Source organism: Paraburkholderia fungorum (assembly GCF_003610895.1).
GTDB classification, from domain to species: Bacteria; Pseudomonadota; Gammaproteobacteria; order Burkholderiales; family Burkholderiaceae; genus Paraburkholderia; species Paraburkholderia fungorum_B.
Window position 1 is genome coordinate 183,542 of record NZ_MCAS01000003.1, and the last position, 25,973, is coordinate 209,514.

23 protein-coding genes are annotated in these 25,973 nt (G+C 60.9%); 12 read left to right on the forward strand and 11 right to left on the reverse strand.

What is annotated here, in order from left to right:
* The first annotated feature begins 502 nt into the window (after positions 1-502).
* The 3 genes from BCY88_RS04820 (at position 503) to BCY88_RS04835 (ending at position 5,140) form a co-directional block, all read left to right on the forward strand.
* The gene (locus BCY88_RS04820) at positions 503-1,207 is read left to right on the forward strand and encodes a winged helix-turn-helix domain-containing protein (RefSeq protein WP_120343147.1); all 705 of its coding nucleotides are present in this window, start codon (positions 503-505) and stop codon (positions 1,205-1,207) included.
* A gap of 970 nt (positions 1,208-2,177) precedes the next feature.
* On the forward strand, positions 2,178-3,701 hold the full coding sequence (locus BCY88_RS04830; protein ID WP_120343148.1) for an NAD-dependent succinate-semialdehyde dehydrogenase: 1,524 nt from the start codon (positions 2,178-2,180) through the stop codon (positions 3,699-3,701).
* Positions 3,702-3,742: 41 nt separating this feature from the next.
* Positions 3,743-5,140, forward strand: a complete 1,398-nt coding sequence (locus tag BCY88_RS04835; RefSeq protein WP_120343149.1) for an aspartate aminotransferase family protein — start codon at positions 3,743-3,745, stop codon at positions 5,138-5,140.
* Between the two features lie 221 nt (positions 5,141-5,361).
* Here BCY88_RS04835 and BCY88_RS04840 read toward each other — a convergent pair whose 3' ends face one another.
* A complete protein-coding gene (locus tag BCY88_RS04840; protein ID WP_120343150.1) occupies positions 5,362-6,702 on the reverse strand; it encodes an aminotransferase-like domain-containing protein in 1,341 nt (446 codons plus the stop codon).
* A gap of 22 nt (positions 6,703-6,724) precedes the next feature.
* On the opposite strand from BCY88_RS04840, the gene BCY88_RS04845 reads away from it, so the two are divergent.
* From BCY88_RS04845 to BCY88_RS04855, 4 genes are all read left to right on the forward strand, one after another.
* Complete coding sequence (locus BCY88_RS04845; protein WP_259461240.1) at positions 6,725-7,306, forward strand: PaaI family thioesterase; 582 nt, start codon at positions 6,725-6,727, stop codon at positions 7,304-7,306.
* Positions 7,307-7,441: 135 nt separating this feature from the next.
* Complete coding sequence (locus tag BCY88_RS40245) at positions 7,442-7,570, forward strand: hypothetical protein (RefSeq protein WP_259461241.1); 129 nt, start codon at positions 7,442-7,444, stop codon at positions 7,568-7,570.
* 552 nt (positions 7,571-8,122) lie between these two features.
* Positions 8,123-9,493 (forward strand): DUF6351 family protein, encoded by a 1,371-nt coding sequence (locus BCY88_RS04850; RefSeq protein WP_183081280.1) that lies wholly within the window; start codon positions 8,123-8,125, stop codon positions 9,491-9,493.
* A gap of 38 nt (positions 9,494-9,531) precedes the next feature.
* Complete coding sequence (locus BCY88_RS04855; protein ID WP_120343152.1) at positions 9,532-10,686, forward strand: ABC transporter substrate-binding protein; 1,155 nt, start codon at positions 9,532-9,534, stop codon at positions 10,684-10,686.
* Positions 10,687-10,827: 141 nt separating this feature from the next.
* On the opposite strand, the gene BCY88_RS04860 is transcribed toward BCY88_RS04855, so the two are convergent.
* From BCY88_RS04860 to BCY88_RS04900, 9 genes are all read right to left on the reverse strand, one after another.
* Entirely contained in the window at positions 10,828-11,280 is a 453-nt protein-coding gene (locus tag BCY88_RS04860) for a DoxX family protein (RefSeq protein ID WP_183081281.1), read from the reverse strand.
* A gap of 124 nt (positions 11,281-11,404) precedes the next feature.
* Positions 11,405-11,902, reverse strand: a complete 498-nt coding sequence (locus BCY88_RS04865) for a RidA family protein (protein ID WP_120343154.1) — start codon at positions 11,900-11,902, stop codon at positions 11,405-11,407.
* 86 nt (positions 11,903-11,988) lie between these two features.
* Positions 11,989-13,440 carry an aldehyde dehydrogenase gene (locus BCY88_RS04870; protein ID WP_120343155.1) on the reverse strand — a complete coding sequence of 484 codons (1,452 nt, stop codon included), beginning with the start codon at positions 13,438-13,440 and terminating at the stop codon, positions 11,989-11,991.
* 70 nt (positions 13,441-13,510) lie between these two features.
* A complete protein-coding gene (gene dmpG, locus BCY88_RS04875) occupies positions 13,511-14,551 on the reverse strand; it encodes a 4-hydroxy-2-oxovalerate aldolase (RefSeq protein ID WP_120343156.1) in 1,041 nt (346 codons plus the stop codon).
* Complete coding sequence (locus BCY88_RS04880; RefSeq protein ID WP_120343157.1) at positions 14,551-15,510, reverse strand: acetaldehyde dehydrogenase (acetylating); 960 nt, start codon at positions 15,508-15,510, stop codon at positions 14,551-14,553. Before BCY88_RS04880 ends, dmpG begins: the two co-directional genes overlap by 1 nt.
* Positions 15,511-15,564: 54 nt before the next feature.
* Complete coding sequence (locus BCY88_RS04885; RefSeq protein ID WP_120343158.1) at positions 15,565-16,332, reverse strand: 2-keto-4-pentenoate hydratase; 768 nt, start codon at positions 16,330-16,332, stop codon at positions 15,565-15,567.
* Complete coding sequence (locus tag BCY88_RS04890; protein ID WP_120343159.1) at positions 16,332-17,153, reverse strand: 2-keto-4-pentenoate hydratase; 822 nt, start codon at positions 17,151-17,153, stop codon at positions 16,332-16,334. The genes BCY88_RS04885 and BCY88_RS04890 overlap by 1 nt, the downstream gene beginning before the upstream one ends.
* Before the next feature lie 5 nt (positions 17,154-17,158).
* Positions 17,159-17,374, reverse strand: a complete 216-nt coding sequence (locus tag BCY88_RS04895; RefSeq protein ID WP_120343160.1) for a tautomerase family protein — start codon at positions 17,372-17,374, stop codon at positions 17,159-17,161.
* 46 nt (positions 17,375-17,420) lie between these two features.
* A complete protein-coding gene (locus BCY88_RS04900; protein WP_120343161.1) occupies positions 17,421-18,383 on the reverse strand; it encodes a dioxygenase family protein in 963 nt (320 codons plus the stop codon).
* Positions 18,384-18,537: 154 nt separating this feature from the next.
* On the opposite strand from BCY88_RS04900, the gene BCY88_RS04905 reads away from it, so the two are divergent.
* From BCY88_RS04905 to BCY88_RS04920, 4 genes are all read left to right on the forward strand, one after another.
* Positions 18,538-19,443 carry a LysR family transcriptional regulator gene (locus tag BCY88_RS04905; RefSeq protein WP_120343162.1) on the forward strand — a complete coding sequence of 302 codons (906 nt, stop codon included), beginning with the start codon at positions 18,538-18,540 and terminating at the stop codon, positions 19,441-19,443.
* Positions 19,444-19,646: 203 nt separating this feature from the next.
* Positions 19,647-20,147, forward strand: coding sequence for a MarR family winged helix-turn-helix transcriptional regulator (locus BCY88_RS04910; RefSeq protein WP_120343163.1), 501 nt, complete (start codon positions 19,647-19,649; stop codon positions 20,145-20,147).
* 493 nt (positions 20,148-20,640) lie between these two features.
* Positions 20,641-23,358, forward strand: a complete 2,718-nt coding sequence (locus tag BCY88_RS04915) for an ATP-binding protein (protein WP_183081282.1) — start codon at positions 20,641-20,643, stop codon at positions 23,356-23,358.
* A gap of 238 nt (positions 23,359-23,596) precedes the next feature.
* Complete coding sequence (locus BCY88_RS04920) at positions 23,597-24,379, forward strand: alpha/beta fold hydrolase (protein WP_120343165.1); 783 nt, start codon at positions 23,597-23,599, stop codon at positions 24,377-24,379.
* 152 nt (positions 24,380-24,531) lie between these two features.
* Here BCY88_RS04920 and BCY88_RS04925 read toward each other — a convergent pair whose 3' ends face one another.
* A complete protein-coding gene (locus BCY88_RS04925) occupies positions 24,532-24,978 on the reverse strand; it encodes a nuclear transport factor 2 family protein (RefSeq protein ID WP_120343166.1) in 447 nt (148 codons plus the stop codon).
* 289 nt (positions 24,979-25,267) lie between these two features.
* Between BCY88_RS04925 and BCY88_RS04930 the strand changes: the two genes are divergently transcribed.
* Positions 25,268-25,972, forward strand: coding sequence for a response regulator transcription factor (locus BCY88_RS04930; RefSeq protein WP_120343167.1), 705 nt, complete (start codon positions 25,268-25,270; stop codon positions 25,970-25,972).
* Position 25,973 lies beyond the last annotated feature (1 nt).

Here is a 25,973-nt window from a genome sequence, read left to right on the forward strand (position 1 = left end):
AAGACAAGCGTCGCGTACGAAAGTCGATCCGTGCCGGCCGGATCTGCGCGCGGCAGATATGGCGTCATTAGCAATGCAGAGCAATCCGGAAAGTGCGCAGGCCGTGTTCTCTCTGTGCACGGAAAGGTTGTTCAGGCGTTTCGCGCAGATACTTCGCAGTCCACTGAGTCGGCATTTTGTTTCCACACCTTCGTTGGTCTTCCCATAGGGAATAAACAGTCGCCATGGCAGAGCCATGGCTATTTCAACCGGGTGGATGCTAGCTACGTGGATCGCGCGTTCGTGTCGAATTGCGTGCGCGTTTGTCGAGTTTTGTCTGGCGTGTCGCAAGATGCGCGGTGCATCGGCTATGCTGCGCGTCGAGCCCGCGCGTCGGGCGGTTTCCGGTCAGTCCGCGTCGTGCGGATGGGTGTGCGGCGCGGTGCCGTCGCTTGCCGGCCGTCCGTCGCGCCATACCGGTGCCCGCCGCTATTCAAACAACTAGCCCTGAACGATTCGTCCCATGCCATTCCGGATCCTGTTTGTCGAAGACGATGACCATCTGTCGGCGCTGGTCGCCGGCCATCTGAGCAAAGACGACTACGCAATCGAGACCGTGCCGCTCGGCGGCCACGCCGTGCCGGCGATTCTCGAGCGCAGCCCGGACCTGGTGATTCTCGACGTGAAGATGCCGGGCAAGGACGGTTTCCAGATTTGCCGCGATGCGCGCGAGCAATTCGACGGCGTGATCATCATGGTGACCGCTCGCGACGAGCAGTTCGACGAAGTACTGGGCCTCGAATTCGGCGCGGACGACTATTTGCATAAACCGGTCGAGCCGCGCGTGCTGCTGGCGCGCATCAAGGCGCGGCTGCGCCGCGTGATCGCGCGCAGCGCGGAGGTTGCCCAACCCGAGAGCTACACGTTCGGCAAGTTCGAGATCAGCCGGGCAAGCCGCACGGTCAAGCTTCCGGACGGCAGCCTGCCCGATCTGACGTCGGCCGAATTCGATTTGCTGTGGACGTTGGTGAGTTGTGCCGGCGAAGTGGTGAGCCGCGACGAGTTGATGCGGCGATTGCATGGTGTCGAATTCGACGGACTCGACCGTACGATCGACGGCGGCATTTCCAAGCTGCGCCGCAAGCTGCATGACGACGCCAGCACCCCGCAGCGCATCAAGACGGTCCGCGGCAAGGGCTACCAGTTCAGCAAGCTGGCGTGGGATTGACCGCATACGCAGCAGTCACGACGCAGGTTCTACTGCGGTTCAGACGAGTTGGATTTGAGTTTCGAGCGCGTAATACATCGAAATATCGACCGACAAAACTCCACAAATGCGGTAGCAAATCGACAGTTATGCGAGATGAGGATGATTAGCATCGCAGGCTTGTGCAATCACAGGTTTAGCGATGCCCATTCGCGTTTTCCCGCTTTCCCGCTTTCCGTCCATGCCATGTTGATGATTCATGGTTTGGGTGGCCCGCGCCATGATCCTGGCGCGCTCGGTAGCTGCTGGGGAATCGGCGCGTGTGCTGCAGACGCCGGCTTTGTTTGAACAGGCAGTCTGTTGTGGTCCTGTATGTACTACAGGCCTGCTCGCGAGATTGACGGACAGGGTGCAAGGATGCAGTTCAGGAAGCGAAATTCAATGCTGGAAGCAAGCCGATGGTTTGGACCAGGAGACCATCTGCGAGTAGAACGCCGGGGGCAGATGTGGGCCATTGCCACCCCGGAGGGTTGGCGCAAGGTCAACCCTGGCGACTGGATACTGACGGATGGCTCGGGAAACTCGTGGCCGATGAGCGACCGGGAGTTTCGTTATTGCTACGAGCCTGCCGAAGACCTCTCATCTGGCGGTGGTGACTGCAGGTACGTGTTGTTGTGATGGCGGGGTAGCCCGGCCAGATACCCCACGATCGCGCGGATCTTTGGGTGTGACGAGTTGCACACGGTTCCGGCACTGGCCCTCGGAGTGGGCCGGAACCCCTTCGCCGGCCCGAAACGGGCCGGCTTTTTTCCGACACTTTCTTGTTTGAAATTCGCGAGGACCATAGCCCCCACCTGGTCCCCGCCGGAAAACCGCCATATATCGCGGCGAACTCCAGAAAAAACGCTCACTTCGCGGCACTACAACAAAAAAAACCGCACCGCCACCGGACGTACAGTGACAGACAACCATCCCACACAGGAGTGTCGTCATGTTGCTGGGCCATCCGGTCTTATTCAAATCACTGTGCTATATCGACGGGCGCTGGGTGCACAGCGCGAGCGCCGCGAGTATCGCGGTGCAAAATCCGGCGGATCAGCAGGTACTCGGTCACGTGCCGATGCTCGACGCCGGGGAGATTACCGAAGCAGTCGATGCCGCACAGCGTGCATTTTCCACATGGCGTTGGCTGCCGGTGGCTCAACGCTCGGCGCTGCTGTTGCGCTGGTACGAACTGATCCTGCGCCATCAGCACGATCTGGCGGCGATTCTGTCGCTGGAACAGGGCAAGCCGCTTGCAGAAGCACGCGGCGAAATTGCTTACGGCGCGAGCTTTGTGGAATGGTTCGCGCACGAAGCGCGCCGCCTCAATGGCCGCACGATTCCCACGCATATTGACGGCGCACATCTCGGTACCGTTATCGAACCAGTCGGTGTGGCCGCGTTGATCACGCCGTGGAATTTCCCCTGCGCGATGATTACGCGCAAGGCGGCCGCCGCGCTCGCCGCCGGTTGCACGGTGGTGGTGAAGCCTGCGCATGAAACCCCATTCTCCGCGCTAGCGCTCGCCCAGCTTGCGGAAGAGGCGGGTTTTCCCGCCGGCGTATTCAACGTCGTGTTGGGCGAGCCGCAAATGGCGATGGAAACACTGGTGCGCGATACCCGCGTGCGCTCGGTGAGTTTCACCGGTTCGACGCGCGTCGGTGCGCTGGTCATGCAGGCCGCGGCCCAGGCCGGCATCAAGAAGACCGCACTGGAACTCGGTGGCAATGCGCCTTTCATCGTGACGGAAGATGCCGACCTCGAACAGGCCGTGCGCGTGGCGCTTGCCGCGAAGTTTCAGACCTCGGGTCAGGACTGCTGTGCGGCAAATCGTATTCTCGTCGCCCGGCCGCTGTATGAAGCGTTCGTCGTGCAATACAGCGAGGCGGTGAGCGCACTGAAAGTCGGCGCTGCATTCGAGGCGGACGTGGATGTCGGCCCTTTGATGCATCAGGCCGCATTTGACACTACGGCACAGCGTGTCGCCGATGCAAAAGAGAAGGGCGCGCGCATTACCGCCGGTGGCGCGGCCCACGAACGCGGCGGCTGGTTCTTCGTGCCGACCGTGGTCGCGGACGCTGCGCCCGGCATGCGTATCTATGACGAGGAAAACTTCGCGCCGATCTCCGCGGTCTCGCCGTTCGATTCACTCGACGAAGTCGTCGAACGCGCGAACGACACCGAATACGGCCTCGCCGCTTACGTCTGCGCGAAAGACCTGAACACGGTATTTCAACTGATTCGCCGTCTCGAGTTCGCCATGGTGTCCGTGAATGGCGCGAAATTCACCGGTGCGCCGATTCCATTCGGCGGCATCAAATCATCCGGGCTCGGCCGTGAAGGCGGGACCGAAGGGTTTGAGCCGTTTGTCGAAACCCGCTATTTCTGCCTCGGCCAGCTCGGCTTGCCGGTAACCGACACCTTTTCCACGCGTCGCACGACGGATACGGCGACAGCGGCTGCCGCGGCGTGAGCCAACCTGACTCATTCACCGATCACACGAAGGAGCTTCCAATGACTCAACTCGACTCACTTTTCGACGCCGACCGTGCGCACTTCATGCATCCCTCGACGCACGCTCACGACCATGTGAGCGGGGCGCTGCCGGGCCGCATCGTGACCGGCGCGAAGGGCATCCGCATCGAAGATCATCAGGGCAAGTCGTATATCGACGCTTTCGCGGGGCTCTATTGCGTCAACATCGGCTACGGCCGCACCGAGGTTGCCGAGGCAATCTACGAGCAGGCGAAGAAACTTGCCTATTACCACACGTATGTCGGCCACTCGACGGACACGATCATCGAACTATCGTCGCGTATTATCGACTGGGCGCCGCAGGGCATGAAGAAGGTGTACTACGGCATGTCCGGTTCGGACGCGAACGAAACGCAGATCAAGCTCGTCTGGTATTACAACAACGTGAAAGGCCGTCCGAACAAGAAGAAGATCATCTCGCGGCAACGCGGGTATCACGGTTCGGGCATCGTCACCGGTAGCCTGACGGGTTTGCCCAGTTTCCATCAGTGTTTCGATCTGCCGACCGAGCGCGTCAAACATACCGTATGTCCGCACTGGTACCGGCACGCGCCCACCGGCATGAACGAGGCGCAGTTTGTTGCGTACTGTGTGGAAGAACTGGAAAAACTCATCGCACAGGAAGGCGCCGGTACGGTCGCTGCTTTCATCGCGGAGCCGGTGATGGGAACGGGCGGCATCCTGCCGCCGCCGGCGGGTTACTGGCCGGCGATCCAGCAAGTGCTGAAGAAGCACGACATCCTGCTGATCAGCGACGAAGTGGTGTGCGGTTTCGGCCGGCTCGGTTCGAAGATGGGCGCGCAACACTACGGCATGACGCCTGATCTGATCACGGTGGCAAAGGGGTTGACCAGTGCGTATGCGCCGCTTTCCGGTGTGATCGTCAGCGAAGGCGTGTGGGACGTGATCGATAAGGCATCGCAGGAGTTCGGCCCGATGGGGCATGGCTGGACCTATTCGGGTCACCCGATCTGCGCGGCCGCCGCGCTCGCGAACCTCGACATTCTCGAGCGCGAGAACCTCACGCAGAACGCGGCGCAAACCGGCGCGTATCTGCTTGAACAGTTGCACGCGGCGTTCGATTCTCACCCGCTGGTGGGCGAAGTGCGAGGCGTGGGCATGCTGGCCGCACTCGAGTTCATGGCCGACAAGGACGGCCGCCAGCCTTTCGATGCTGCGCTGAAGGTCGGTCCGCGTGTTTCCGCTGCCGCATTGCAGCGCGGGTTGATCGCGCGCGCCATGCCGCACGGCGACATTCTCGGCTTCGCGCCACCGTTGGTCACTTCGCGCAGTGAGGTCGACGAGATCGTGAAGCTGGCGCGCGCGGCAGTGGATGAAGTCGCGTCGCAGGTCCTGGCTCCGGCCGCCTCCGCGTGAGGAAGCGGTGCGCCGGTTCGTGCAGGTGTTTGCGGGAGCCAACTAGCGCTGGTGATGGATGCGTGACGCGCCGTTCCATTGCGCCAGGTCGATGCGTGTGAATTCACGTGGCTACTTGGCGGGATCGCTTGTCGGGTGGCGATTTAATTGACGAGTGCAGACACGAAAAAGCCCGCCTTGCAGGGCGGGCTTGTATGTCACGCACATGGACGAACTCGCAGCTAGATCGGAAACTGTTCGATGGTTTCGCGCACCTGCATCAGCACCGCCTTGAGCTGCTTAATCGGAACCGAACTTAGTCCCAATCGCAACGCATGCGGGGCGTGCCGGGTCGTCGCATAAGCCTCCGCCTTGGACACCGCGATGCCACGCTCGGCCAGAGCGGTGGCGATCCGGTCCATGCGCAGGTCTTCGGACAGGTGAAGCCACAGAAACAGCGAGGCCGGGTGCGCGATCATCTCCATCCCGGCGAAGACTTCCCTCGCTACCGTCTGCCTGCGGCGCGCCTCGCGTCGCAGCACGGCCTCGTGACGAGCTACGGCGCCACCGGCCATCCAGCGCGTGGCCATGGCCGTCACCACGCTGGGCAGGCTCCAGTAGCTGGCGCGGATCGCGGCCTTGATCCGGCCGACACAGCTATCGGGAACGACCATGTAGCCGAAACGCAGTCCGCTAGCCAGGCTTTTGGACAGGCTGGAGACGTAGATCGTGCGCTCCGCTGCAAGTGTCACCAGCGCGGGCGGCACCTTGCCGGCGAGGTAGGCGTACGCCGCGTCCTCGATCAAAAGACAATCGTGATGCCGTGCAATCTCCACCAATCGGCTGCGTTGGTCAGCCGTCAGCACCCAGCCTAGTGGATTGTGCAGTGTGGGCATGGTGTAGATCGCGCGAATCCTGTGACGACCGCATAGGGCGTCGAGTGCCTTCAGGTCGGGGCCGTCGGCCAGACAGGGCACCGGCCGCAACGTGAGGCCCTGCATTTCGCCCAGCATCCTGAAGCCGGGATAGGTCAGGGCGTCGACGGCAACCAGATCATGGGGGCGCAGTAATGAGCGTGCGGCAATGTCCAGGCCTTGCTGGCTGCCGTTAGTCAAAAAGATTCGATCCGCTTCGACCCGGATGCCGCGTTCCCTCGCGAGGAACCCGGCCACGATCTGCCGTTCATGGAGCCGTCCGCCGGGCGGCTGCTGGTGCATTAGCGCGGCGAGATCGCCGGAGGCCGCCAGTTCACGGAGCATCGACCGCAACAATTCCGCCTGACCGGGCCAGGTGGGATGATTGAAGGACAGATCCACTGCGCTGACGCTCAGACGAGCCTCGTCTCCACTGTCCCATTCGCGCTGCTGTGGTCGATCGCGCACGAAGGTTCCGCGTCCGGTTTCGCCAACGACCAGTCCCATGGACTTGAGTTGCGCGTAGACCTTGGTGGCCGAAGCGAGCGCCACGCCGTGACGCGCCGCGAGTTGCCGATGAGTGGGCAGCGCTGTGCCCGGAGGAAGCTTGCCGCTACGGATGTCGGCTGCCAGCGTTTCAGTCAGCAGGGTGACGGGAGACCTAGTCATGAAGTGTACTTAGGACAATTTTTTGATCGTCCTAGTGTACGGGATTATCTTTCCGATCGAACCAGATGATCCATTCGGGGCCTTGAGTGTGCCCGAACGCTTGATGGGAGTCGATGTGACCGATAGCCTGCCTCACCGTTTGCCCGTGCTGGAATACCTGCAACGTCAACTGGATGGCCGGCTGACAGCCGACGACGTTACGCACATGCATTACCCCACGGCGATTTCCCGCCTGTTAGGGTTTCGCATTGTTGAGATCGGGAAAGCCTCGGCTGTCGTCGAAATTGACACCGACGCCGATAGGCACGGTAACCAGCAGGGCACGGTCCACGGCGGCTTGCTGTGCGAGTTGGCCGATGCCGCCATCGGCACGGCGCATTCGACCCTGATGGAGATCGGCGAAACCTTCACCAGCATTGACCTGAAAGCAACCTTCCTGCGGCCGGTCTGGCAATCCCGGCTGCGCGCCCATGCCCGGGTTGCGCATCAGGGCAGGACGATTAGCCATTACCAGTGCGACATTCAGCGGGAAGACGGCAAGGTCGTGGCGAGCATCGCCAGCGCAGTGATGACGCTGCGGGGCGAACATGCCCACGGACGCTGAGCGCTTAGGCCGGTGAAAATGATTGTGTTGGTGCTGAGGGTGTGGGCAACGACGGGTAGGCGTGCAGTGAGCCGCGTTCGGCCGGCTGCTCCCGTGCTTTGACGCATGAATCCATGTCAAAGCGGCGTGAACCTGATGACGATCTACGAAGATCGCCAGAACTTCCCGCATGTGGAAGACATGTTCTTTATTAAGGCAGGCGCCGGTATAGGAAGCGGCATTGTTACGGTCGGCAAGATATTTCGCGGCGTTCAGGCCGCGTGAGACTCCGGCTCTCTGCCGGACAGGTTCCCTCAATTACATGCATAGACACATATACTGCGTCAAGGTGGTACTTGTGTATAAGCATTCTTCAGGTAAGCCTGGTAAGGCTATTCGCCGCGTAATCGCATATTTCGCCCTTCAAGCGGGTTAACCCCGCTTGGCGGCGCGCCGAAACGATCCTAACGTTACACACATTGATTGAACGACCGGACGGTTTATTAATATCTGGCTCGATCGATCAGGCGGATGTGTTCCTTTAGATTACCCATCTACTTCCCGTCGCCGGGCAGCGATCCTGCTCGTGCCGACGAAAGCGAAGAACCCGATTCTCCGGCCACGACGGCAATAAATACGACACCTATATCTGGAGATACCAACGTGAAGAGCTGGATTGAATGCAGTGCCAGGCGACTCGTCATCGCACTGGCTGTGGGCGGGTGCGTCCCGGCGCTTTCGGGCTGTGGCAGTTCGGACAATGTGGCGTCGCCGACGCCAGTCAACTATGCAGCGCTGTGCACGAAGATAAACGGCCAGCAGTTTAATGGCATTACTGTGACGGCAACTTCACGCATAGCCGCCGCAGGTGGCAACCCGGGTTATTGCAAGGTCAGTGCAACGGGCGCCGCCAACACCACGCTCGACATCGAGGTCGATCTTCCCGACAACTGGTCGAATCGGCTGCTCCAGCAGGGCGGCGGTGGTTTCGACGGCAGCATCCCAACCGTCGAAGCGACATCCGCACAGTTCCCGCTCATCAAGCCACTGGCGCGCGGGATTGCCTATACCGCTTCGAATGGCGGGAACCGCACCGGTAATCCGGCTGATCTGCTGACGAACGCAACGGCGGAGAAGGATTACGCGTATGCATCGACGGGTATCACGGTTCATTTCGCCAAAGCCGTGATTACCGCCTTTTATGGGTCTGCGCCGAAATACACGTACTTCAACGGTGCGTCGAACGGTGGCCGTGAAGGCTATCTTGCGGCCCAGAACCAGCCGGGGGATTACGACGGCATCATTGCCGGCGACGAGAGCATGAACATGGGAACCCAGGTAACGGCGATGCTGAATACGGCGACGCTTGCCGGTTCCGCTGCCATGCCCTCAAGTGCGCAATGGACCGCGACGTATTCCGCAGCGGTCGCGCAATGCGGCAACGCCAACGGCGTGATCCTGAATCCTGCTGCCTGTACCTTCGATCCGTCGACCTTGCAGTGTGGTGCGTCTGGCGCACCGGCGGCAACCTGCCTTTCGCCCGCGCAGTTGCAAACCGTGCAGCGGCTAGTCGCGCCACTATCGACAAGCAGCGGTCAGTTGCTGTTTTCCGGGTACAACTGGGCCGACTTCGGCTCCATGTTCGGGGTCGGTTCATATGGCGGCCTGGGCGGCGGCTTCGCGGCGATTGCAACAGGCAACGCGAACTGGTTGCTGCCCGCCACGGTACCAGGCAGTCTGCAAGCGAACTTCAACGTCGACACGTCGTATCCGGTCATTGCCGCAGGGCTGCAAAACGTGGGAGCGGATCACAACCTGCAAGCCATCGCGCAGTATCTGATGGCCGGCAAAAAACTGATCTCGTTCAACGGCGGGGCCGATCCGCTGATTTCGCCGCGCGACCATCTGCGCAACTGGCAAACCGTCGTACAGCTCGCCGGGTCCGCTGGAGGCAATGCACGCTTCTATATCGAGCCGGGGGTGGGTCATGTACTCGGTGGCAACGGTCCTGATCAGACAGACTATCTCGGGGCCATGATCGCGTGGGTCGAGCAGGGTACCGCACCTGGGCAGTTGCTACTGACGAAATTCGATACCAACGGCAACGTGACGTCGACCCTGCCGGACTGCCCGTACCCGAGCGTGCCGCACTATTCAGGCTCTGGCAGCGTGAGCGCCGCGGCCAGCTACACCTGTGCCGCAAGCTAGACATGCGTGAATACCTGCCAATAAAACGGGGCAATCCTATGAAACTCGCTAGCTCAATGCTGAGCCTGCTCGCGACCACGTTGTTCTTTTCGGCCGCGGCGCAGGCGCAGATCAAGATAGGTGTGACGCTGTCGACCACGGGGCCGGCAGCGTCGCTCGGTGTACCGGAGAAGAACACGATCGCATTGCTGCCGAGGGAGATCGGCGGCAAGAGCGTCCAGTACATCGTGCTCGATGACGCATCCGACACGAGCCGTGCTGTACAGAACGCCCGCAAGCTGATCGACGAAGAGCACGTCGACGCGATTGTCGGTTCAACGGTCACACCGAACTCCCTCGCGATGATCGATACCGTGTCCGAGGGGCACACGCCGATGATTTCGCTCGCCGCTTCGGCGGCGATTATCTCGCCAATGGATGCGAAGCGCGCGTGGGTGTTCAAGACGCCGCAGAACGACAGTCTGATGGCAGACGCCATCGCCGGCTATATGGAAGCCCACGGTGTGCATACCGTGGGCTACATCGGCTTTGCGGACGCCTACGGTGATGGCTGGTATAGCGTATTCAGCGCGGCGGCAGCGGCTCATCATCTTAAGATCGTCGCGAATGAGCGCTTTAACCGGACGGATTCGTCGGTGACCGGTCAGGTACTGAAGACAATGGCGGCGTCACCGGACGCCGTGCTGGTGGCCGGCGCGGGGACGCCGGCGGCGCTGCCCGCCAAAACACTGAAGGAGCGCGGCTACAAGGGCCTTATCTACCAGACGCACGGGGTAGCGAATAACGACTTCCTGCGTGTATGCGGCAAGGATTGTGAGGGTGAGTTGTTGCCTGCTGGACCTATCCTCGTTGCGGACCAGTTGTCCGATTCGAATCCGGTCAAGCAGTCATCGCTTGCCTACAAGGCCGCTTATGAGAAAGCGTACGGAGTGGGCTCGGTGGCGACATTCGGCGGACATGCGTGGGATGCCGGTCAGATGTTGCAGCGGGCGATTCCGGAGGCCCTGAAAAAGGCCCAGCCTGGCACCCCCGAGTTTCGCGAAGCGTTGCGCGCGGCGCTCGAGAATGTGAAGGACTTACCCCTGTCTCATGGCGTCATGAATACGACCAAAGCCGATCACAATGGTCTTGATCGGAGAGCGAGAGTCATCGTCGAGATCGTCGACGGGCGATGGAAGCTGCGCAACGACTGAGCCGTGTATCGGCGCGGGACGGTTAAGACAGGGGGCGCGACGGCGCGGCGTCTTTTTCAGGCTGGCAGGTGATGCCTTTAGGGACGGCCGTCTCGTTCGCGCTCGGATAGATCCTCCCGCCACACTGCATCAACGCCCAATCTACGCGGCGCTGCGCGTTTCGCTGCGCCGCGTCAGTCCCTCATCGACCGAGTAGCGGCCCGGCCCCGCTGCGTACAGTGCGAGCAATCCGCCCACGATCGAGAGGTTCTTGTAGAAATGGATCATCATATTGAACCGCTCGGCAGACGGCGACGACCAGTAGTGATGGCCGATTATCGCCGTGCCAATCGTATAAACCGCGAGCAGCAGCGCAAGCGGCCGGGTCTGGAAACCGACCAGCAAGGCGATGCCGACGAAGAACTCCATGACGATCGCCACCAGTGCGGACACGGCTGGCAAGGGGGCGCCTTCCATGCTCATGAGATGCACGGCGCCGGAATAATCCACCAGTTTCTCCCACCCGAACAGCAGGAACAGGATCACGAGCAGGATACGGGATAGAAGCAGGGAAACATCTTTCTGGTTAGCGAGGAACGTTGGTTGCGAAGTCATGGCGGTCTCCATTCTTGCGCGCGCGGTATTTCGCGTGCGTTGGTTGAAAAGCAGGATTGAACAACAAGGCTGAACTGCAAATCGGGCGTGCGCCCACTTTCGTTGTGTCACGTCCGTGCCACGCTTACTTCGCGGGTGGCCGGTTCAGTTCGTCATTGATGACCGCGATCCCCTGAACCTCGACAACGATCCCGGGACGCGCAAAATTGGAGATCGTCAGAAGTGCGGAGCCGGGATACGGACCGTCCTTGAAGACTTCTTTAATGACTTCCGCCTCGGTTTGATTCATGCGCGGATCGTTCACGTAAACGGTGATCGAAACGAGGTCCGACACGCTGCCGCCTACGCGGTGCAAATCGGCATCGATATTCCTGAAGATCTGGCGTACCTGCGCCTTGAAGTCGTAGGAAATGTCTTTGCCGTTCTCATCCGTCGTGGTCGTGTGTCCGCCGAGCCAGACAACCTCGCCGCCTTTGGTGACGACGAGAGGCGAGAAACCCCACTGTTTCTGGTAGTCGGTAAGTTCGACCCGTTGTTTGGAGTGGGCGAGCTGGGGCAGCGAAACCAGCGACGTTCCGAGCGCAAGTATTAGCGCGATTGCGGGGATACTTTTCGAAGGCATAATTTAGACTCCTAAGTTAAATGTGTTCGAATCGAATTCGATTGTCACGGCGATGAGACAGGATCGCCGTGAACTCCGTGCGTGGATCAGAACGGGTATTGACGCGGCGTGGTCTGAACGGTGATCCACCGCAATTGTGTGAAGGCGTCGATCCCCGCGCGGCCGCCGAAATGACCGGAACCCGAGTTCTTGACGCCGCCGAAGGGCATCTGCGCTTCGTCGTGCACGGTAGGGCCGTTGATATGGCAAATGCCCGACTCGATGCGCATTGCCACGTTCCACGCGCGTGCTGTGTCGCGGCTGAAAACCGCCGAAGAAAGACCGAACTCATTGTCGTTGGCAACGGCGATGGCTTCCTCGTCACCCTTTACGCGCACGATACCTTTGACCGGGGCGAAACTTTCCTCGCGGTAGATACGCATCCCGGGCGTGACATGGTCCAGCAACGTGGCGGGCATCAGCGTGGTTTCGGATTTGCCGCCGCACAGCAGCGTGGCCCCCTTGGCCAGGGCGTCCTCGATCAGTTCGTTGGCGTGCTGCACGGTACGGGTGTCGACCACCGAGCCCAGCACCACCGGTCCCTTGCGCGGATCGCCCAGCGGCAAGCTACGGGCCTTGGCCACGAGACGATCGACGAAATCGTTGGCGATCTTTTCGTCCACCACAATGCGCTCGGTCGACATGCAGACCTGGCCCGAGTTGACAAAGGACCCGAAGGCCGTACCGGCAACGGCCACGTCAAGATCGGCATCGTCCAGTACCAGCAGCGGCGCCTTGCCGCCCAGTTCCAGAATCACCGGCTTCAGATATCGGGCGCAGGTTTGGGCGATCAGTTGGCCCACGCGTGTGGAGCCGGTGAAGTTGACGCGTTTGACGGCGGGGTGGGACACGATGGCCTCGACCACTTCGCCGGCATCCTCCGGCGCGTTGGTGATGAAGTTGACCACGCCCGGGGGCAGGCCGGCTTCATGCAGTGCCTCGATCACGAGACCCTGGGTATGCGGGCTCATTTCGGCGCCCTTGAGGATGACCGTGTTACCGCAGGCCAGCGGCGTGGCGATCGCGCGTACTGCCAGAATCACGGGCGCGTTCCATGGCGCGATGCCCAGCACCACACCGGCGGGTACGCGTACGGCAAGCGCGAGGTTGCCGGGAATATCGGAGGGGATCACCTCACCGTTGATCTGGGTGGTAAGCGAAGCCGCCTCGACCAGCATGCCGGCGCCCAGATGCGCGTTGAACTCGGCCCAGACCGACGAGGCGCCGGTTTCGCGCGCCATGGCGTCGATCAACGCCGGTGCTTTGGCTTCCAGCGCCTGGGCGGCTTTGAGCAATAGCGCGCGGCGTTCGCCGGGGCCCATCGCGGACCAGATGGGGAAGGCCGCTGCCGCCGCGTCGGCCGCCGCTCTCGCATCGGCAGCCTTGGCGGCCGGCGCGCGCGTGGCCACCTCGCCGTCCAGCGGATTGCGGCGCTCGAAGGCGGCGCCGTCCGCGGCCTGGACTTTGCGGCCGCCGATCAACATGTCGATAGTGCTCATTTCACAATCTCCTGGGAGGTTCTATGGATAGCGATGCATCGTGTCAGCAACCGGCATCGCTGATCACGGGTTAGGCACGAGCCTGCTCATGCGGTACTTGTTTGAGCAGATCCAGAGCGACGTCGACGATCATGTCTTCCTGGCCCCCCACCATTTTCCGGCGGCCGAGTTCGACAAGAATGTCGACGGTTTTCAGGCCATACTTGTTCGCCGCCACTTCCGCATGGCGAAGGAAACTCGAGTAGACACCGGCATAACCGAGCGCGAGCGTTTCACGATCGACGCGTACGGGCCGGTCCTGCAGGGGTCTGACGAGATCGTCGGCAGCGTCCATCAAGCGGTAGAGATCGCAGCCGTGATGCCAGCCGAGACGTTCCGCGGCCGCGATAAATACTTCAAGCGGCGCATTGCCGGCACCCGCACCCATCCCCGCCAGGCTGGCGTCGATCCGGTCGCACCCTTCTTCGACAGCGACGATCGAATTGGCGACGCCAAGGCTCAGGTTGTGATGCGCGTGAATGCCCGTTTGCGTATCCGGTTTGAGCACGTCTTTAAAGGCACGGAAGCGGTCTCGCACATCGTTCATGCCCAGCGCGCCACCCGAATCGACGACATACACGCAACTTGCGCCGTAACTCTCCATCAGCTTCGCCTGTTCGGCAAGCTTCCGGGGTGTGGTCATGTGGCTCATCATCAGAAAACCCACCGCATCCATGCCGATGTTGCGCGCGTACTCCAGATGCTGGCGCGAGACGTCGGCCTCCGTGCAGTGCGTTGCGACCCGCACTACGGTGGCGCCTGCGTCGAACGCATTGCGCAAATCGTGAATCGTGCCGATTCCGGGAATCAGAAGCGTGGCGATTTTGGCGCGTGCCGCGCTTTGCCGCGCCGCTTCGATCCACGCAACATCCGAATGCGCGCCGAAGCCATAGTTGAAGCTGGAGCCCTCGAGGCCGTCGCCGTGCGCGACTTCCATGCTGTCCACGCCAGCCCGGTCGAGCGCGGCGGCGATCGCCTTCACGTTCTCGATACTGTATTGATGGCGGATCGCATGACTGCCGTCGCGCAACGTCACGTCGGAAATGTAGAGTTTTTTATCACCGGAATTCATCAGGTCACCTCCTTGTGTCCACGCGCAATGCCCGCCGCTACCCTGCGCCGCGCCATCATGTCGCCGCACGCAAGCGCGGCCGACGTCATGATGTCCAGATTGCCGGCGTACGAAGGCAAGTAGTGCGCCGCCCCTTCGACCTCGAGAAACACGGATGTTTTCAGACCGTGCTGCGGGCCGAGTCCGGGCACGTTGAGCGGCTTGTCCTGCGGGATCAGGTCGAACTGCACTTTCTGCTTCAGGCGATAGCCGGGCACGTAGGCCTGCACGCGTTTCACCATCGCGTCGATGCTTTGCTCGACCTTGCCCGCATCGACCACGTCCGATAGAACAAAGACGGTATCGCGCATGATGAGCGGCGGCTCGGCGGGATTGAGGACGATGATGGCCTTGCCGCGCGTCGCACCACCCAGTTGTTCGATCGCGCTGCGTGTCGTTTCGGTGAACTCGTCGATATTCGCGCGCGTTCCCGGGCCAGCCGATTTACTGCTGATCGACGCGACGATCTCGGCGTAATGCACTTTCGCGACCCGCGACACGGCGGCCACCACCGGAATGGTTGCCTGGCCACCGCAGGTGACCATGTTCATGTTCGCCGCGTTCTCATCCTCGAGATTGATTGCGGGAATCACATAAGGCCCGATTGCAGCCGGCGTCAGATCGATCACCTGCACGCCATGTTGCTGCAGGATATCGTTATGTTTGCGGTGCGCGCCTGCCGACGTCGCGTCGAATACGATGTCGATGTCCCTGAACACCTCGAGCTCAAGCAGTCCGTCGATTCCGTCCGAGGTCGTCGCCACGCCCATGCGTTGCGCGCGAGCCAGGCCGTCGGAGTTCGGATCGACGCCGACCATTGCGCCCATTTCGAGTTGCCGGCTGTTGCGCATCACCTTGATCATCAGATCGGTGCCAATATTGCCCGGCCCGATAATCGCTACCTTTACCTTGTCACTCATCTCGCCTCCCGGCTGACAGCTTCGAGAATCTCGCTCACACAAATCGGCACGGCGTTACCCCTTGACGTGGAAACCCGCGCTGCCGAGCTGGTCCATTTCGACCGAGACATACTGCCCGGGCGCAATCCATTCGGCGGAGGTGGCGCCGCCCGCCATCACGATCCAACCCGCCTGCAGCGGTTCGCCCGCGGCAGCCGACAGGCGCGCTGCGGCGACCAGCGAGCGCAGCGGATGGCCCAGCAGCGCGGCGGTCGACCCCACCTGGGCGACGCGGCCATCGAGGTTGAGCGTGAGGCCGAGATTGCTGAAATCGAGCGACGGGCGTTGCCACGCGCCAATCACAAAGCCGCTTGACGACGCGTTATCCGCGATGACCTCGGGCAGCGAAAACCTGAAATCCCGATAGCGCGAATCGATGATCTCCAGCGCCGGCGCGATCGCTTCCACTGCTGCGAGAGCCTGCGGGCCGGTCACGTCGCCGTTCAGGGCGTGCTTCAGCACGAACGCGATTTCCGGTTCGACACGCGGGCGCACGAAACGGGAAAACTCGACCACGCTGCCTTCCTCGATCTGCATGCTGCTCGTCAGCCGGCCCCAGATCACATCGGACAGCCCCATCTGAATCATCTTCGCGCGGCTCGTGAAGCCCATCTTTACGCCGACTCGCCGTTCGCCACGTGCAAGACGCAGGTGGATCGATTGCGACTGGATTTCATAGGCATCGTCGAGCGACAACCGGCCTTCGGGGTCGAACTGCGCGACGTCTTTCGCGTTGCTCGCCGCCTTGTCGAGCAAGCTTGCGTACTCCGTGAGGTGGTTCATCAGCGTGCCTCCTTACCGTCTGATATGTCCGATATGTCAGATTCGAACACTGCCCGCACCGAGCCGAGGCCGTGGATGCGCGTCTGAAAAATGTCGCCCGCCGCAACCGTGACCATCGGACCCAGCGCGCCCGACAACACCAGATCGCCCGCGCGTAACGGTGTGCCGATTTCCACCATCTTGCGGGCGAGCCATACGACCGCATTCAGCGGATTACCGAGGCATGCCGCACCCGCGCCCACGGATACCGGTTCGCCGCGCCGTTCCATCACCATGCCGCACAGGCGCACATCGAATTCGGATAGCTTGCGCGGCGACGTGCCAAGCACATAAGCCGAGGACGATGCGTTGTCGGCAATCGTGTCCGCGATACGGATATTCCAGTTCGCGATCCGGCTGCCGACGATCTCAAGAGCGGGCAGAGCGTAGTCGATTGCGTTCATCACTTCGTGCAGCGTCGGATTCGACGTCGTTAAATCGCGGCCGATCACGAACGCGATCTCCGCTTCGATCTTCGGCTGCGTGAGCCGCGACATGGAGATCGGTTCGCCATCGCCGTAGCCCATGTCGTCAAACAGCATGCCGAAGTCGGGCTGGTCGACGCCCAGCTGTTTCTGCACGGCAACCGACGTCAGGCCGATCTTGCAACCCACCAGACGGCCACCCGATTCGATACGCCGTTCCGTATTGATCCGCTGAATCGCATAAGCCTCTTCGATGCTTATGCCGTCGTAGGTTTCGCGAGGCGGCGCGATGTAAATGCCGCTATGCTCCGCATCGGCAAGCGCGTGCGCTGCCTGTTCGATCTGTTGTGGCGTCATGGCGCTTACTCCCGGGTGCCGGGCTGACGAACCTCGGCGAGTTCGTCCTTGGTTTGATCGCCAACGGCCCAGTGAGCGGCCGGGGTCGACGTCGCATAGACGCGAATCGTGGCGAGCGGCGCACCGAGCGTTTCGTGAACGGTTCTGGCGACGGCCTTGATGCAGGCCTTGACGGCTTCGTCGTCCCGTCCTTCGACGAGTGCAATGTGTACGATGGGCATGGCTTGAATACTCTCCTGGTGTCAGATGATCGAGACCGGCGTGGCCTTAACTGTTGTGCGCGGGCGATGCGTTCCGCTCGAGGATGATCTGCTCGGGACGCGCGCCGTCTGCCTTGCCCGTAATGGGCGGCTTGGGCAATTTCGCCTCTCCGGGTTCGATGACGAAGTTGTGGTCCAGCGAGTACCACGGTCCCTTGACGTCGTTGACCGGCGCCTTCTCGCCATCGTGCAGCACGTACTGTCCTACCAGCGCACGTGTCACGCCGAACTGCACGTCGGTGTCGAGATTCGGATCGTCGCTTGAATACACCTGCGAGAACTGGGTCTTGAAACCGGGCTTGTAGATCATGAAGTGGATGTGCGCCGGCCGCATGTTATGGCGTCCCTGCAGGCGCAACAGGTCACCGACGGGACCCGAGACGGGAATCGGATAGCCGGCCGGTTTTACGCTGCGAAATGCGATATGACCGTTCGCGTCGGTCGTGAACTTGCCCCGCAGGTTCATATCGGCTTGCTGCGGGTCCTGATTTTCATAAAAACCGTCGGCCGAGGTGTGCCATACGTCGACTTCCGCGCCTTCAACCGGACGCCCATGCCGATCGCGCACCCAGGCATTCACGAAGATCGGCGCACCGGGCGTCGGGCTGCGCACGATCGACGCGCCGTTTGCAGTGTGTGGCGAGTCCATGCGCCAGAATGGTCCCATCAGATTGGCGGTGGTGTCGGTCTGTCCGCTATCGCCGTTATTGAGCAGGCAAACCAGCGAAGAGAGGCCGAGCGAGCCCGCGATCAGGACAACTTCGTTGTGAGATGCCGTACTCAGTTGGCCGAGCCGCGCAATCACGGCACATGCCTGGTGAAACTCCGCCTCGGTCAGCCGCGTCTCACGTGCGAATCCATGCAGATGCCGCACTGCGGCCGACATGATTTCGCGAAAGCGGGGATTCGTCGAACGGGCCAGCTCCGAAAGTACCGCGGCGGTCACTTCCTGTTGATTGCTAATGATCACGTGCTGCCTCCTGTCGGCATCGGGTCATGGACGTCTTGCTGGCATCAATGGTGCGTGCGCGACGCTAACCAGTCCAATGCTATATTTGGAGAAATCGATACCGGAACGGTATGAGCCATATGCCCGACGGCGGTGGGCGCAGGGGAGCGAAATCATGGAACTGAAACAGATGCGCTACTTTCTTGCGCTGGCCGAAGAACTCAACTTCGGCCGGGCTGCCGAGCGTCTTCACATCACACAGCCTCCGCTCACGCGCAACATCCATGCGCTCGAAGAAGAGCTTGGCACGGCGCTATTCGTGCGTTCGCCCAAAGGCACGGAATTGACGGAGGCGGGCAAGGCGCTGCTGGCCGAGGTTCCCAACATACTCGGGCTGTCGAGGCGTGCTGCCGATCTGGCCAGACTGGCGGGGCAGGGGTTGAGCGGGAGGCTCGACGTCGGCATTTTCAGCTCGGGTGTGCTGAACGTCATTCCCAGGTTGCTTGCCGAATTTCACACGCAGCGCCCGAACGTCAAGATCGGTCTGCACAATATGTCGAAGGCCGAACAGATCGTGGCCCTTCGGGAACGGCGTATCACGATTGGTTTCAACCGGCTCGTACCGGATGAACCCGATATCGCAGTGGATTGGGTACAGCGAGAACCATTCCTCGTCGCGCTCTACGAAGGGCATCCGCTGTGCTCCAGGAAAATCATCACGCTAAAAGATCTGCATGACCAGCCGATGATTCTCTATCCCAACGCGCCCGTCTACGGACTGGCGCAGGAAGTAGCCGCTGCATTTCGCATGGAAGGGTGCAACCTGAACATCGAGCAGGAGGTCGAGGATGTGGTGACCTGTATCGCGCTGGTTGCCAGCCGGTTCGGCATATGCGTGACAACTGAATCAGCCGCAAACCTTCGCCTTCCCGGCGTGGTGTACAAGCGTTTGAAATCACCAACGCTCAAGCAGATCGAATTGAGTTGCCTTTATCGGCGTGGAGATTCGTCTGCTGTCTTGCAGGCATTCCTCGCGCTCGTCAAATGCTCCCGCTCAAGGCGCGGCGAGATCGAATACTAGGCAGCGTGGCGAACTATAAATATGCCGACGTGCAAGGAAGAGTAATCTGTATAAGATGCACAGGCGCATCTACTGAAGTATTACATACGAATATCTGCGAAAATCAAGGTTAAAGGGTTTTTCCGTATATCGAAGAGCGGCGGAATGCGAAGTTTTCGGGCTGCCTTCGGGATTCAACAGCCACACACAGGTATTTTCTGGAAATGGATAGACGTACAAAAGGTAGTGCAACCGGCATCGGGCGCAAACTCGAACTCCTGCATGGCATGGTCGCCTCGCGGGTGTTTCACCATGCGTCGACGATGTTGACCGGCGACGTGACCTTTGCGCGCGTCATATCCCTGTTCCACCTCAATCATCATGATTCGCAGACCATTGCCGAAATTGCCGGGACAACGGGCTTGAGCCATGCCGCGGCCAGCCGCATGGTCGACGGATTGTATCGGGAGGGCCTGGTCGACCGCCGTGAGGCCGCCGGGGATCGCAGGCAGAAGTGTGTCGAACTGACACCTGACGGTCTGAAAAAGATAGAAGCGATGCGCCAGGTCACCACAGAGGCTTATGCGCAACTGATGGCGCAAGTACCCAAAGAACTGCGCATAAAATTCCAGGAAATACTGGTGGAGCTTGAGCCATACCTGATTCCCTCTGAGGCAGAACACGGAGACGCTCCACGTAAGCCCCGCTTACGCCGTCAGAGTTGATGGCGTGCCGCAGGGCTCAGAGTGAACGCAGAATCCAACCCATTGGACAATAAGCGCGTCAGTATTGGCGATAGCGTAAAGTACTAAAAGTATTGGCAGAAGTATGTTTGCCGGCGCATTGTATGCAATAAAGCATATGATATAGTCCGCGGCGACGAAAACGGGAAGTGCCTGCATACCGCGCTTTTCTGCATGTCGAAGTACTGGAAACCAGGGGCGCGCGACCACCATGTCAACGGGATCGCTCGGGTACGTGAGACGTGCCATCGCTGCGTCTGGTGTAGGCTGTTGATCGAAACCATGATGACGCCGGTGATGACCGTCCGGATGGATACGGGCGCAGTGCACGTCGGCGGCAAATCGCTGTGGGACACTCGTTTTTTCTGCCATGTACCAAGAGCCAAGACGTCGTACCGAATGGCGCGCTTCGTTTGGCCCGTTCACCTTATCGCCCACGGAGCGCCTCCTGGAGCGGCATGGTGTACCTGTCCGCTTGGGCGGGCGCGCCCTCGACCTGCTTATCGCACTTGTCGATTCCGCCGGCGAAACCGTCAGCAAGAAAGATCTGATCGCTCGCGTCTGGCCGAATGTGCTCGTGGAAGAGGGCAGCCTGCGCTTCCACATGGTCGCCATCCGCAGGGCGCTTGGGGAGGGGGAGGGGGGCAGCCGCTACATCATCAACACGACCAGCAAGGGTTACACGTTCGTTGCTCCGGTCGAGCGCCTGGAGCTGAGCGCGCCAGTTCGCGCTGCCTCTGTCAACACCTTCAAATCGGTGCCGGCGCCGTCAACTGCGGTAGTCGGGCGTGACGAAGAGGTCGAGGTGCTCGTCGCGAACCTCCTGCAGCGGCGCCTTGTCTCGATCGTCGGGCCCGGTGGCATCGGTAAAACCACCGTCGCAATAGCATGCGCCCAGACCGTAGCCCGGCAATTCGGCGGCGACGTGCACTTTATCGACCTGTCGTCCATCTCGGAGACGGAGCTCGTGCGCTCGTCCGTAGCAAGCGCGGTCGGGTTGCAGAATCGTTCGGACGACTTGCCGGCTGTGGCCACCCATCTGGCCGACCGCACCACGCTGATCGTTCTGGACTGTTGCGAGCATGTCATCACCGGCGCGGCGGAGCTTGCCGAGGTGCTGATTCGCAACTGCCCCAATGTTCACATTCTCGCCACCACTCGCGAGCCGCTGCGCGCCGAGGGTGAGCTTGTCTATCGCCTGCAGCCTTTGGCATTCCCGCCGGAAGGCGCAGGAATGACCGCCGAAGAGGCACTTGCCTACCCGGCGGTCAGGCTGTTCGTGGACCGCGCGGTCGCAAGCTGTTCGAGCTTCGAGCTCAAGGACAGTGATGCGCCGTTGGCCTCACAGTTGTGCCGCGAACTGGACGGCATTGCGCTCGCCATTGAACTGGCAGCCGGCCGTGTCGAGGCTTTAGGCCTCGAGGCGCTTACGTGTCACTTCGATGCCAGTGTTCGCCTGATGTGGCACGGCAGGCGTACCGCAGTTCCGCGCCAGCAAACACTGGGAGCGACACTCGACTGGAGCTTTAACCTGCTGTCCGACGAGGAGAAGCGCGTTCTGTGCCGGCTCTCGGTATTCGCCGGAACGTTTTCTCTCGATGCGGCGATCGAGGTCTGCTGCTTTGACTACGACAAATCTCTGGCTATCGAGTTGATTGCGGGTCTGGTGTCGAAGTCGCTGGTCACGGTGGATGCAGGCGAAGCAACGCTTCGTTACGGGATGCTGGATACGACACGGTCCTACTGCTGGAAGAAGCTATGCCTTACCGGTGAAGAAACGTCCATTTCGCAGCGCTTCGCAGCCTACTTCAAAGCCTGGGCGCAGCAATACGAAACCGGAAACCCGGACAGGAATGCGCGGGACCTCGTGGCGCCGGAACTGGCTAACCTGCGGGCAGCGCTGGAATGGCTTTTCCAGGGTAGTGAAACTGGCGCGGATGCTGTCGGGTTTGCTGCCTCATTCTGTTTGCTGCTCCTTCAATTGTCGAAAGTGGCTGAATGCGCTCGTTGGGCTCAGGCTGCGCTCTCGCGCATGCCACCGGCGGTGGTCGGATCGCATGTGGAAATGCGGCTGCAGGAGGCGCTGGGTCAATCGCTGATGTTTTCGAAGGGTGGCGGCGTTGAAGCTGAAGCAGCGTACCGCCGCGGCATCGACGTGGCGGAACAGTTGGGCGATTTCCGGAGCACCTTGCATCTTCTCAACGGCTACGTGGTCCTGCTGCATCGGGATGGACGGTATACGGAAGCCCTCGCGACCGCTCGCAAGACACAGTCGCTTTTGTCCGAACTCGATGATCCGGAGTCGCACGCCATCGTCGCCTCCCTCATGGGTGTGGCGCTCCACCTCGTGGGCGATGTGAGAGAGGCGATGCGGCACTGGGAGCAATGCTTCGCTCAGAGCGGGGGGGCGTCGCCCAGTACGACGTCAACGCTCGGTTTTGACTTCCATATTCGGGCGCTGTGTGGTCTCGCGCGTAGTCTGTGGCTCACCGGGCACTATTCAAGGGCTATCGCCGTTGCCGAAGAAACCATCGAAAAGGCGCGCGAATCGGGCCACGTGGTGACCTATTGCATCGCGCTCATCTGGGCCGGTTCAGTGCATGTCTGGGCTCGAAATGCCGAGCGCCTGGAGGAGATCGCCAATACGGTCGAGCGCGTTGCGAGGCAACATTCGCTCACACCATATCTCGCAGTTGCACGCATCACGCATGGGCAGTTGCTGATCGCCAGACGTCGACCCGCTGAAGGCGTCGAGCTGATTCGAAAAGCGGTGGAGGTACTCCATCAGTGCCGCTACGAGATGGTGACGAGCCTTTCAATGGGCATCCTGGCGCGCGGGCTTTCCGACATGTCGCTGCATTCTGCTGCGCTTGCAATGTGCGATGAGGTCGAGACACTCATCCGGACCTGCGGTGATTTCCTCCGCATGCCGGGGCTTCTGGCTATTCGAGGGCATTGTCTCGCGGCGGCAGGCCGGGCAGAGGAGTCCGAGAAAACCTATCTGGCGTCTATCGAACTTTCCCGTTCGCAAGGGGTGAAGTCAGGGGAGGTTCAGGCCGCGGTCGCGCTTGCCCAGCATCTGATTGGCGCAGGGCGACGCGAAGATGCCCACCGCTTGCTTCGTCCGCTCGTGGAGGACGCCGGCGACGAAACGTCAGTAGACCTTTCTTTGGCGCGAAGCCTGCTCGCCTAGATCGCTTCAACGAACGGGTACGGATCGCACGTAGAGGGACGTGCTGTCTCTGCACGCGCAGTTCAAGGTTAAAGACGAGGTCAAGGTCACCCCGCGGCCTATGCCAAAAGACCTATTCCATCTGGGCGATGAATACCGTTCCTCATTCCACCAAACTGTAGATGTGCGATTGGCCCCTCGGCCGGAACTGATTCGTGAGGCCATGCACGTCCATCACCCTTTATAGATGAGGAACAAAATGAAACTCAAATCTTTCTCCTCCTGGCGCGCCCTGGTTGGTCTGCTGACCATTGGCTCGTCGACTCTCGGTGTTGTGGAGCAAAGCGCTGCAGCGCAACCCGTCAAGAATGTGGTGCTGGTCCACGGCGGTTTCGTCGACGGTGGTGGGTGGGAACCCGTATTCAAGCTCCTGAAGGCCAAGGGTTATAACGTCAGCATCGTGCAGAACGCCACCGTCTCACTCGCTGATGACGTGGCGACGACGAAAGCGGTGATCGACGCGCAAGATGGCCCGGTTATTCTGGTGGGACACTCGTACGGTGGCGCGGTCATCACGGAGGCCGGCAACGACCCGAAAGTTGCGCGCCTCGTCTACATCGCGGCGTTTGCACCGGATAGCGGTGAATCTGTTCAAAAACTGATTGCCAATCCGCCTCCTGGCGCCGCAATTCCGCCGATTCTGCCGCCGGTCAACGGCTTTCTGATGCTGGACAAAGCGAAGTTCGCCCAGGCATTCGCAGGTGATGTGGAACCTGCACGTGCCGCGTTTCTCGCGAGTGCTCAGGTGCCCTGGGGAGTGAATGCGCTGGGGGGTGACGTCACCACGGCGGCCTGGCACGCAAAGCCGAGCTGGTATTTGCTGACCACCCAGGACAGGATGATTCCGCCAGACGCTCAGCGTGCCATGGCCCAGCGCGCCGGTGCCGTCATCGTGGAATCGCCGGGCAGCCATGCGGTGTACGAGTCGAGGCCGGCAGATGTTGCGGCACTCATCGAGAAGGCCGCCACTTCGGCAAAGTAAGCATGACAGGCACGCTAGCATGGCTAGCGTGCCGTTTCCGGCCTGCGTGGCGGTTGGTTGCGAGCGTTAGTGCCGTCGTGCCGAATGCCGTGCCGAACACTTCACCAAACGCCATACCAAGCGCGGTCAGATTGCTGCGCGCCATTCGCGAGCTATCGCGATGCCTTCCGGATGTCAGGCTCCGCTTCCTCTGTTCTAGTCAGCAAAATGATAAGCCGCGCTATTTTTCCCGTATGAACGTAGAAGATAAAGCTCAGGATCATGGGATCAGGCAGGCCTGTGCTATCGAAATCCCCGGCGACCTTGGCTGACAATATCAGGTCGTCGAAATGCCTCCGGGCGTGCAACACGTCCATGCTGAAATGCATGCCGACGATCTCTTCGCGAATCCAGTTGCCGATCGCGTCGATTCCCCAGAAGTCGCGCAACTGATCGTTCACGTGCGCGTCCTGCGCAAAGAGATCGGCGAGTTTATCCGCGTCAAAGGCGTTCACCGCCTCCACGAAGGAAACCACCACGTTGCCGGCAGTTTCCTGCCAGGTCTTCGAAGCTTGATTAGGCTGCATCATGATCTGCCCAGTAATACACATGGCCATCATGGACCAATCCGGACAAAACGGACGCTATGGATTGTTATGCCTGGTTAGCGCGCCCCGGTTCAAGTCAAAGCGCATCTATGCCCCGAGACCTATTCCTAACAGAACCCTGTCGGCCTGAGCGGCCGTGCGGCGCTTCCAGCCTTGTCCGATACGGCACGGCACGAGCGGTGAGGGTTCTGGCGTTTGCGCGGGCCTCGCAAGACTCAACAACGGATAACTCGCTCTATCTCCTTTCCTCGACAAAGATTAAGGCACGGCGAAGTCACTTGCCATAACCGGAGAGGGTGAAATGAGTCAGCATCAAACCGCGCGCCGGGTCACGGTACTCGTGTCCATTGCGGCGCCGCTGCTACAGGCCGGTGTTCGCGCATCCCTTGCGGATGTGCCTGACATCGAGGTCCTCAATGAAACTTACATTGCTGTTGATCGGAGTGTCGATGTTGTGGTGGCGGAAAGCTCGACGGCGGCGAGGATTGCGGAAGATAGCCAGCGTGTCGAACTCTGCCCGGGCCTTCAATATGCCCGCATCCTCGCCATTTCCGATCAGGTCCGCGAGCATGCGGTACGCAGTGCCCTGGAGCAGGGAATTCACGGCTTCGTGCTGACCAGTTCCCCTGTGTGCGACCTCCTTGCGGGCGTCCGGGCGCTTGGGCGCGGTGGCATCTACCTGTGCCCGCCACTCGCGCAGCAGCTAGCCCAAATCTCCGGGCGCGACGCGCTGACGAGCCGGGAAGGCGAGGTGCTCCGGCTTCTGAGCATGGGTCAATGCAACAAGTCGATTGCGTGTGACCTGGAGATCGCGGTCGGGACCGTGAAGGCCCACGTCAAATCGATCATGTCCAAGCTCGATGCCAGTTGCCGAACCGAGGCGGCGCGCATCGCGACAGAGCGCGGACTCGTCGACCTCCCGGACGTATCGTCGGGAATAAAAAAGCCGCACCTTCAGGCATCGGCCTGGCTGCGCTCCTCGCTCCCTTCTCCCAGCTATGCCTAGC